We start from the raw sequence: 9,686 nt of genomic DNA on the forward strand, positions 1-9,686 counted from the left end.
CACAGCGTTTGAGCACCGCATTGGCAAGCCCAAGGGCCACGCCCAATTCGCTCGACATCGAACGCTGGGTCACGTTCGAATTATGCTCGACCGCCGACAGCACGCCCAGCAACAGGGCGGTCGAATCGCGGTCGATTTTGGGTGCTTCGTCGGGCCTCATGACTTGTGAAGCTACCTTGTTCACCCCGTGAACGTCAAGAATGTTCAAAGGATGAACACTCCTGATTCCCAAAGGTTAAATCGCACCTCGCAAGATCGGCGACCAAACCGATTGCGGCCCGGCAAGACTTTCGAGGATATGCAGCTCGATGCCCTCGGTGTCGAGCGAAAGACAATAGATATCGCATGGAGCACCGTACGACGCGAGCAGGGCCAGTGAGCGGCAGCCGTCGAGTACCCCGGTTGGAATGTCACTACATTGTGGGCTACTTATCCATTGTCGGCTGTTGGTGAAGCGAAGCGGAACCGGAAGGCGGCAATGGCGGCGCCGCGGTTTCCGGGACTGGCGGTTGATTGCCAGCGGTGCTGTACGGGCGGATCGCGTTGTAGTGCCGCCTGCAGACCTCGATCAGCACCTTGGCTTTGGCTAAGCTGTAGAAGATCTCGCCGTCGAGCGGTTCGTCGTGCAGCTATCCATTGAATCTTTCATTGTAGCCGTTCTCCCATGGCGACGCTGGCGCGATATAGAGCGTCTTCACGCCTACCTTGACTAGCCGTTTCTGCACCGCCGTCGCGATAAACTCGCTTCCGTTATCGGGCCTGAGGTTTGCTGGCGGCCCGCGCGCAATGAACAGCTCCGCCAACGCCGCCAGCACGTCCTCGTGACGGAAGCGCCGTGCGACCACGAGCGCCTGGCATTCCCAGCTGGCCTCGTCGATGATCGTCAGAATGCGGAACTTCTGGCCGTCATGGATGCGCCCCTCGACGAAGTCATAGACCCAGACAGGTTCAAGTTTAGATTAACTTTTGGACCGCTCTGAAAGGGGCAGATCGACTGCGCGGCGCTCGGAATTTCGCGCCACGCGTTGTCGATGTCGGAATCGTCAAACGCGAATTTCGGTGGTGCTGTGCTATGCCGTCCCCTCTCCAAGCAGCACATGGCGGTCGGCAACGCCGTCGAAGGCCCGCGAATGGCTGATGATGACGATTGTCACGGCACCGCGCATCTGCGCGATGGTCGCCACGAGGCTTTGCTCGGTCTTGGCATCGAGATTGGCGGTTGGCTCGTCGAGCAGCAGCGCATCGGGCCGGCGCAGCAAGGCGCGCGCCAGCGCCAGGCGCTGCTTCTGGCCCGCCGAAAGCCCGGCACCCTGCTCGCTCACGCGGTGCGCAAGACCGAGAGGGGCGACAAAATCGCATTGCGCGCACGCCAGGGCTGCGTCGATTTCCGCAGCGCTCGGCTCGCGCGCAAGACCCAGCACCAGCTGGTCGCGAATCGATCCGGCGATCGTGAAGGGATCGGGCCCCACATACGCAAGGCGCGCCGCAAGCCCAGCCTCGATTGCGCCGATGCGATCGTAAGTGCGCAAGCTTCCCGCCGTCGGCGCCAGGACGCCTGCGAGCAGCAGCAGCAATGTCGATTTGCCCGAACCCGACGCCCCGGACACCAAGGTCAGTTTGCCGGGTTCGATGTCGATCGACAGATCGGAAAAGATCGGGGCCGACGCATCGGGCCATTGGAAGGCGAGGCCCGCACCCTGCCAACCAAGCAGATCGCCCGATCGCACGGGGGCTGCATCCGCGTCGAGTTCGGCAAAGCGCTCGTCGCGGATCTGTCCGTTCCACCAGCGCCACGCGAGCCGCACGCGCGGCAGATTGAGCATCAGATTGCCGGTGACACGCGCGATATCGCCTAGATTCTGGAAGAAGCGCAGCAAGAGGAACAGATACGCGAGCAAAGCGCCGTTGCCGCCTTGCGACTCGTCCGCTTGAACGAGCGTGACCGCCGCGACGACTGCCAGACCGACATATTGCGGCAGCGAGGCGCGCAGCGACGACAGGCCGTAATAGCGGTTCGACTGCGCCCTGTAGCGCTCGGTCGCAGCCGCCACTGTATCGATCTGCGCGCGGCCAAGTCCGTGGATGCGGAAAAACAGGTAGTTCTTGACTCCACTTGCCAGCCCATCGATCGAATCGGCCAGCGCTCTTTGGGTCTGGTTGGAGGCCGACATAATGCGCGCATCGATCAATTTGTGGATCGGAAACACGAGCACCAACGACAGAAGCACGATGCAGGTCACGAGCGGCAAGTAGTAGAGCAGCGCCAGCAGCGTTGCACAGCTCATCATGCAACGCCCCGTCAGATAGAAAGCATTGCTGATCGCCGCTGCCGATCCAACCGTCGTGTCGTTGTAAAGCGTCATGACAGAACCCACCGGCGCTTGTCCGCGCGCGATGGCCCAGCGCGCGATTTCGTCGCGACTCTTGCTTTCGAAGGCCACGTGGCAAAGGCCAGTCACGTAGCCGCTCAGCCACTGCATCGAAACCCGGATGCCGCCCGCCAAGACCAGCAATGCCGCCTCACCGAGCGGCGACAAGAGGGGAAAGAGAGCAAGCCGCGGGTCGAGCGAGGCCAGCAGCCCGGTCGCGAAAAAGAAGCGCTGCAACGTCATCGCCAGGGCAAGATCGACCGCAAACAGAAGCAGGCCGACGAGTATGCCGACAAGCCCGTAGCGAAACGTCTCGCGCCCTACGAAGCGGCGCAGCCGGCTATGGCGACTATTCACGAATCCACTTTCAAGCTTGCGACCCGACGACACGCACCGAAACAATCGGCATAGTCCTGTCGATGCTGGCGGTTCGCGTCGTTTGATATCCCAATTTTTTCAATTCGGCCTCCGAGCTCCAGCTCCCGCTCGTTACCTCGCTCGTATCGAGCGTGCTGAGCTGATGCCAGATGCCGCCGTCAAGAATGCCGATCCGCGGCATTTGGGCCATCATCAGCCGAAAAAAATCGACTTCTGAGAAGGTCTCTCGGGCCGCAAGCTGTCGGAAGACGTTCTCGAGTGCGTCTATTCTATTGAGCGCCGGCAATTTCGCGTGGATATTCGACAACCAAAGATTGTTAAGGCTAGTTTTCTTGAACCATGCCTTCTCGCCAGTCGCCTGGTTGACGAGATGGATCAGGGATCGCCGTTTGCGAAACGGCACATGACTGAGACCTTTGTCGTATCGCCAACGGCCGCGAACGGAGAATTCTTGCGTTCGCACGCCGACGGCGCTGTTTTCAAGGTCTAGAAAAGCCTCGCATTCGGCGAGCGGAAGAAGCGAGTCGTGCCATAAATCAGACTCGACGATGTAAAGATACTTCTTTCCGCGCCCGCCAAGAGAATCCCGATTTCTCAGAACCCAGTCGATCGCCGACCAGTATCCGATATTGCGCTCGCTGCAGCAAATATAGCTGTGCGCAGGCATGTACTTTAGATGGTCCGTGTATTTCGAGGCATTGTCGAACAGTACGAGGCTGGACGCCAATCCCGCTTCGGAAGCGAGCGTCGATATATTCTGCGCAACCTTCTCGGCCAGAACCCGCCGACTTTCGTCTTGCGAACAGGTCACAAGAAGAACCAGCGTGTTCTTTATAGGCGAACAGGGGATTTCCTTGGGGTCGAGCATTGAGCGACTGTCTATCTATTCGTTTGTTTCGACGACACGCCGCAAAATTGTCTGTGCCGCTTCGGGCCAGTCGTACCGCCTGCGAATTCTTTCGACGGAGATGCAGCGCATCGCGTTGCGCTGCTCGATGCTCATGCGTCGAAACTCGGCCATTTTGTCCGGCGCTTCCCGCGGATCGGCGTAGAACAGGATATTGGGTATGTCGTTTAGGCCGTAGGAAACGGCTTCGGGGTGCCAATTTCTGAGCGTAAATGTGCCGCGTGCCGCCGTTTCGATATCCTTGATCCACATTCCGGTACTGCGCGAGATTTCTTCGCCGTCGCATATCCATGGCGCCGATTCGTCGTGCGTGAAGACCTGCACATTGTGCAGGTAGGACATGTAGCCCGCGTAGTTGAGGCGGTCTTTGGCAATATCGACTTTCATTCCCTCGTTCGCCAAGGCCACAAATACAGCCTCACGGTGCGGGTGGAGATGGCCTTTGAATCCAAGTTCGACGGGGCGCATTTCAATCGCAGGACCTGCATCGCACCAGCGCGGCTCCATGCCCATCCTCACAAAATGGGCGTCGATCCCGCTTTTGGAGATGCGATCGGCCCACCATCTCGAAGTTACAAACACCTCCGCATTGAGGGAATCATTGAGAAGCCTATAGAAGCCTTTCGTCGGCGATCCGTCGATGAAGCTCTCCCACGGATCCTGATCGTAGACTGCGACTTTCGCGGCGCCGAGGAAATCGGCGAGCTGGCGCATCATTGCGAAAGCCGTACGTTGGCGCAAAACGCAAACGACGGCATCGTATTCGGCCGGAGATCGACGCAGCGCACTCAATCGAAAACGCAGCTCCGGCTGCGCCTGCAGAATGTCGAGATCGCCGCAATACATAAATCCGTTCAACAACTGGGATTGAAAGCAGTTTTCCCGCACGTATCTTTCGCTATCCACCAGATAGAGGACGCGCATCACGATTTCTCCCGAAAATCGGCCCGCTTGAAATGAAGGATTCCGGCGCTGTCCTCCATGTAGGCATTCGGATAGGGATCCTCGCGGCAGCGAATGAAATCGAAGAGTTTGGCGGTATCCATCCGCGCAAAGTCGTCGGGATGCAGCCGACCCGCCTCGGGCTTGAGGCGCCGAAGCTTTTTGCTCGGCACTTGCGGCGTCTGCACGATACCGTCGGGAAAGGCGCGGATGAAGCGGTCGAGCAGGACGACGGTCGAAAAAGTCAAATTCGCAAAGATCTCGTGCATATGCCCCGCCAACGAGAGCGGAACCTTCCCGAGAATTGGTCCCGCGTCGAGATCGGGCGTTATACGGAACAGCGTGTTTTTGGTCGCGGTGACGCCCTCCAATATCTGGTTTTGAATTGGCGAGCCACCGGCAAAGTCGGGCAAGTCCGACGGATGGACCCCGACGATCCACGTGCTCTCGGCGAGTACGCGATCGAAAATCCAACTCCAGCCGATCGCGCAGATCAAATCCGGCGCCTTTGCGCCGATCAGCTGGCGCTCGAGTTCGTGCGGGTCTTTCGCCGTCGAGAATCGATGCTCGGCACACAGCGCTTCGACTGCCCTCGCGGCGGCGAGCGCCCATTCGCGATATGCGCAAATCTGAATGTGCATCAGTCGTGCTCAAAGGGGTTCTTGTCGAACCACCAATGCGAATGAAGGAGCATGTAGATCGACTTGCCGGACTGTATCGCCGCCTCCGGCGTCGTTGCGCGCCAACCCAAATGAGGCGACAGGCCTTCGTTTACGTAGATGGAATTCTCCAACAACCTCTTGTCGTAGGCTTGGAAAGAGAGCCCATGCTGTGCCGAAAGTTCCGGCCAACAACGCTCGATCCATGGCAATGTATTGTACATGTAATTCGTGTCCCGATGCGGGGCGATGCTGTCGACGGCGAAGCACGAACGCAGCAAGCCGAGTTCGGCTGCGAAAGCTTTCTCGGGTGTTGTGCCCGTAAGCCGAGCCCACTCGACGGCTGCAGTATGCAGGCCAATGTCGCAACCAGCATCGACGGCTTCCCGCAGGATCGAAATGCAATCGTACCAGAGCGGATTGTAGGGCCCGACCGAACGTACATACACGATCATCGGAATCCGGCGACGCCTCGCCACGTCGACAAAATGACTCAACGATTTCGGCTTGTGATCGAGATCGAGCCGCAAGACAAACGACTTTTCCGGACGGTCGGCGCGCAGCATGTCCGACAGTCGGACAAACTGATATCCCGCACGTTTTGCCCCATCGACGATCGACTCTAAATAGGCGTACGTAAACGCATTGGCAGGCTCGTCGCTTGATACATCAAAGGTCATTTTTACTTTCACCATTGCAACCTAGAGGTCACACCGGGCAAGGCCGAAAAAGAACGCGTTCGTCGCGTTCACGATCCCGAGAATTCTTCCCGCAGCATTCCCATCGCCACCAGATCGACATAGACGCCGCAGCGGAAAATCGCCTGGCGCTGAACCCCTTCCCGCCGGAAACCGAGCTTAGCATAGAGGGCAAGGCCCGCCTGGTTGTCGGCGCGCGTGACGAGACCGACGCGGTGAATCCCCATGAAGCCGAACAGATAGCCAAGCATGTAGCGGAAGGATTCGGTCGCGTAGCCTTGCTTGCGCATTTCCGGCATCACGTCGCAGCCGACCAGACAGTTGCGATTGACCGGATCGATTGCGTCGACGCGGAACAGCCCGACGAAAGCATTGTCGGACCGGCGGCGCAGCGCGTATCGGCGCGATTTCTGCGACTTCGAAATCGATTGATACCAGTCGGCCTGCTGGGCTTGCGACACGTGCGTCGTGTCGGTGAGCCACATCAGCATTTCGTCGTTGTTGTGCAGCAGGCGCGCGGGCTCCGCGTCTTCCTGCTGCATGACGCGGATTTCGAGACGCTCGGTTCCGTTGGCTGTCGTCATGCGGCCTCGCCTTTTTCCTGCGGTATGTGGGCTTCTGCGAAACGCCGAATCTCGATCCCGCGCAGCTCGGCGTCCGCCATGCGCGCGAAGGCCGTACCGAGGTTTCTTGCGCCGGCGCCGGGTGCGAGGCGCATCCACCAGCGTACGCTCGCCGCCCCCGCCATCGCCCATTCCCGGCCCGGCAACGGTTCGCGCCGCCAAGCCCTAGTAAGTGCGGAGATGACGTCGGCCTGGCGCTTCAGCATGCGCCGAAAGCCGAAATGGAAGGCCTGCCGCGGATTGGGATTACGGCAATGCCAGGCGATGGGCTCAAGATGGCGCACGGCGTCGCCCTTCAGCACCTTGCGATGGCCGCTGTCGGCGTGGTCGGAATAGAGCCGCTTTCTGGCCGGCGCAAATACGACATCAGGCGAAAACGCATTCATGCCCGGCATCGGTTCGGTCGTGAAATAATCCAGAAGCTTGAGCTGCGCGCCCGTCACCGAGCGGTCGGCAAAGAGAGCCGCTATTTCCTTGAGCGCAGTCGGCCGGTTCAGCACAGTGTCGGCGTCGATCTTGACGAACAGATCGTGCGTCGTCTTGGCTGCCGCCCACGCCGCCCACAGCGCGTTGTGGGCCTTGTATTCCGGCAGACCCGAGATCACATGACGCGTGACGCTAACGTTTTGCTGCGCAGAGATCGCGGCGGACGATTCGGCGAATTCCGCTTCCCCGCTTTCGAGCGTGCCGACGAATATCCGCATCGCTTGCAGCTCAGACCCGGCAGAGTTCGAGCGTGCGTTCGGCGATCGTGCGGCAATCGGCTTCGCTCAGCCACCAGCCGCAGGGGAACGAAATCTGCCGGTCGGCAAAGCGCTGCACGCCTGGCAGATCGGTCTTCTGGTCCTTGAAGGCCGAGTAGATGTCGTTGGGCAGATGCACCTGGCCGAGGCCGATCCCTTCGTCGTTGGCGCGCTGCATCACGCCGTCGCGATCGAGCTTTTCATCGACCAGCAGCGTCGTGAACACCCAATGGCTCGACACAGCCTGATGCGGCACGCTGAGTGGCCGGATCGTCGGCGAATTGTCGAAAATCCGCGAATAGACGCGTGCGTTGCGCCGATGCGCCTCGATGAGACCGTCGATGTAGGGCATCTGCGCGAGGCCGATCGCTGCGGCGATGTTGTTCATGTTGAACTTGAAGCCGACTTCGTCGGGCACGATGTCGGCACTCCAACGCTGGCCTTTCCACTCGCCTTTCGCGTCCTTGTGCGCATCGCGGTCGTAGCCGAACCATTTGAGCTTGCGCGCCAGCGCGAACTTTTCGTCGTCGCGGCAGACGAGCGCTCCGCCGTCGCCCGACGACAGATGCTTGATCGCCTGGAACGAATAGCAGGTGTAGTCGGCGAATTTCGAAACCGATTGGCCGTTCCATGTCGCCGCAAAAGCATGGGCCGCGTCCTGTATCAGCGGCAGATTGTGGCGCTTGGCGACGGCACCGAGCGCTTCGAGATCGCAAGGCGAGCCCGCCCACGCCACGCACACGATCGCGCGGGTGCGCGGCGTGATGCGGCGCTCGATGTCGGCGGCGTCGATCGAGCCGGTCGTCGGGTCGATGTCGGCCCACACGGGCGTGGCGCCCAGATTGACGATGGGCGTATTGGTCGCAACGCAGGTCATCGGCGTCGTGACGACTTCGGTGCCCGGCCCGACGCCGCACAGCCGGTACGCGACCGTCAGCGCGCTGGTGCAGGAGTTCATCAAGACGACGTTTTTTTCGCCCATATGGGCCTGCAGCGCCGCGAGGAATTCCGAAACCTGCAGACCTTCGTTGACGAAGCCCGATTCGAGCACGGTGCGGATCTTCGCCATCGCCGCTTCGACCGGCATATGGACTTTGAACATCGGATATTTCATTGGAAGCCTTGTTGTTGGGAATTAGGGCTTGAGCGTTTTCGCTGGCTTAAGCACTGCCTTTGCCATGTGCTCGGCTTGACGGTAGACATTCTGGAATGGGGCGACAGCACGATCCATGAGAATTGGCCCGACCCGCCATCCGGGTTGCCCAAGGAAGCGGTCGCAAGCGTCGTAGAAATCGACCGACAGCGGATCGATGCGGAAACGGTGTTTCATGGAACCGCGCTGGTGCGCCAAATACGGCGCCGAATGCCAGTGGAATTCATGATGATAGGAGCTGGTGCCTTTGAGGGCGACAGCGCTCTTGTCCGTGGGCAAGAGAAGATCGAAAACTGCATAAGGGATTGCATGCTGCTTCAAAAACATCGGTATCTGCCAACCGACATCCTTCACGACAAAAGATCCGCGCGGCATCTGGAACGTGTCGGATAGCTTGTCGTCGGCAATTTCGATGAAGTTCTTTTTGTCGGGCATCACCTCGAGCGAGCGGAAGTCGAAACGAGGCGAGAGCGCAAGCCACGCAGCAGTTGGCTTCTTTTTGTATTGCTGATAGGGCGTGTCGCCCGCGTTGACACTGCCGGTATCCTCGTAAGGTGCGCCGATCATGCCATACTGGCCATCGGGGCCGACGGCTTCGGCCAGCAGCGTGTCCCAGCCCTTGGCAAAAATCACTGTGTCGGAGTCGGCGATCACGTGGATTGCCGTTGCGTCTGTGTTCCGGAGCGCTGCCTGGACGGCCGTCGCGTGGCCCGACGAACCGCGCGCGTATGGCAGCTTGGTCAGCGCGTCGATGCCGAAGTTGCGGCCCAGCATTAATCCGGAGATCCAGTCGAGGGAGTAGGCGTGAAACTTCAAGCGCTCGGGACGGTCCGCAAGATTGCGATAGTTCGCCAGCATGTATCGCAGATAGCCCACCGAGTTGGACGATACAGTAACATGAAAAACGATATCAATCATATGCTGGGCTCCTTCAGTTGCCGCATCGGCGGGTAACTGTGAATGTGACTTGGCCGGTCTTTTGAACCAAGCCGAATGAGACGTTACTGCTGCGCGGCAATCGCTTCGAAAGGTTGGATTTGAAAAAGTGTCGTCGGCGCCGGAGGCCAAAATCGAAATCCGCGCTACCGCACGCCGGGTGCCGAGGCCCCCAGCGTTGCGACGGCACGTACGTGCGCCCGGCCTCGCCGCCTAGGCGGCAGCGACCGCGCGGTTGGGCACGTGCACGCGTACTTCGCGTCCCAGCAGATCGAGCA

9 protein-coding genes and 1 pseudogene are annotated in these 9,686 nt (G+C 59.8%); all 10 read right to left on the reverse strand.

All coding sequences use genetic code 11. The features are described 5' to 3' along the window. Positions 1–425: 425 nt before the first annotated feature. Positions 426–944: pseudogene (locus O9320_20575) on the reverse strand (integrase core domain-containing protein). 126 nt (positions 945–1,070) lie between these two features. After that, complete coding sequence (locus O9320_20580; GenBank protein MCZ8313247.1) at positions 1,071–2,726, reverse strand: ABC transporter ATP-binding protein/permease; 1,656 nt, start codon at positions 2,724–2,726, stop codon at positions 1,071–1,073. A gap of 10 nt (positions 2,727–2,736) precedes the next feature. After that, positions 2,737–3,615, reverse strand: a complete 879-nt coding sequence (locus O9320_20585) for a hypothetical protein (GenBank protein MCZ8313248.1) — start codon at positions 3,613–3,615, stop codon at positions 2,737–2,739. A 15-nt stretch (positions 3,616–3,630) separates the two neighbouring features. Further along, positions 3,631–4,578 (reverse strand): hypothetical protein, encoded by a 948-nt coding sequence (locus O9320_20590; protein MCZ8313249.1) that lies wholly within the window; start codon positions 4,576–4,578, stop codon positions 3,631–3,633. After that, the gene (locus O9320_20595) at positions 4,578–5,237 is read right to left on the reverse strand and encodes a formyltransferase family protein (GenBank protein ID MCZ8313250.1); all 660 of its coding nucleotides are present in this window, start codon (positions 5,235–5,237) and stop codon (positions 4,578–4,580) included. Before O9320_20595 ends, O9320_20590 begins: the two co-directional genes overlap by 1 nt. After that, a complete protein-coding gene (locus O9320_20600; protein ID MCZ8313251.1) occupies positions 5,237–5,935 on the reverse strand; it encodes a hypothetical protein in 699 nt (232 codons plus the stop codon). The genes O9320_20595 and O9320_20600 overlap by 1 nt, the downstream gene beginning before the upstream one ends. Before the next feature lie 68 nt (positions 5,936–6,003). Continuing rightward, positions 6,004–6,537, reverse strand: coding sequence for a GNAT family protein (locus tag O9320_20605; protein ID MCZ8313252.1), 534 nt, complete (start codon positions 6,535–6,537; stop codon positions 6,004–6,006). Further along, complete coding sequence (locus O9320_20610) at positions 6,534–7,280, reverse strand: hypothetical protein (protein MCZ8313253.1); 747 nt, start codon at positions 7,278–7,280, stop codon at positions 6,534–6,536. Before O9320_20610 ends, O9320_20605 begins: the two co-directional genes overlap by 4 nt. A gap of 10 nt (positions 7,281–7,290) precedes the next feature. Next, positions 7,291–8,433: a DegT/DnrJ/EryC1/StrS family aminotransferase gene (locus O9320_20615; GenBank protein MCZ8313254.1), complete on the reverse strand. Its 1,143-nt coding sequence runs from the start codon at positions 8,431–8,433 to the stop codon at positions 7,291–7,293. Between the two features lie 21 nt (positions 8,434–8,454). Continuing rightward, positions 8,455–9,390: a hypothetical protein gene (locus tag O9320_20620; GenBank protein ID MCZ8313255.1), complete on the reverse strand. Its 936-nt coding sequence runs from the start codon at positions 9,388–9,390 to the stop codon at positions 8,455–8,457. Positions 9,391–9,686: the final 296 nt, after the last annotated feature.

This window comes from Magnetospirillum sp., assembly GCA_027532905.1.
Classification (GTDB): Bacteria; Pseudomonadota; Alphaproteobacteria; order CACIAM-22H2; family CACIAM-22H2; genus Tagaea.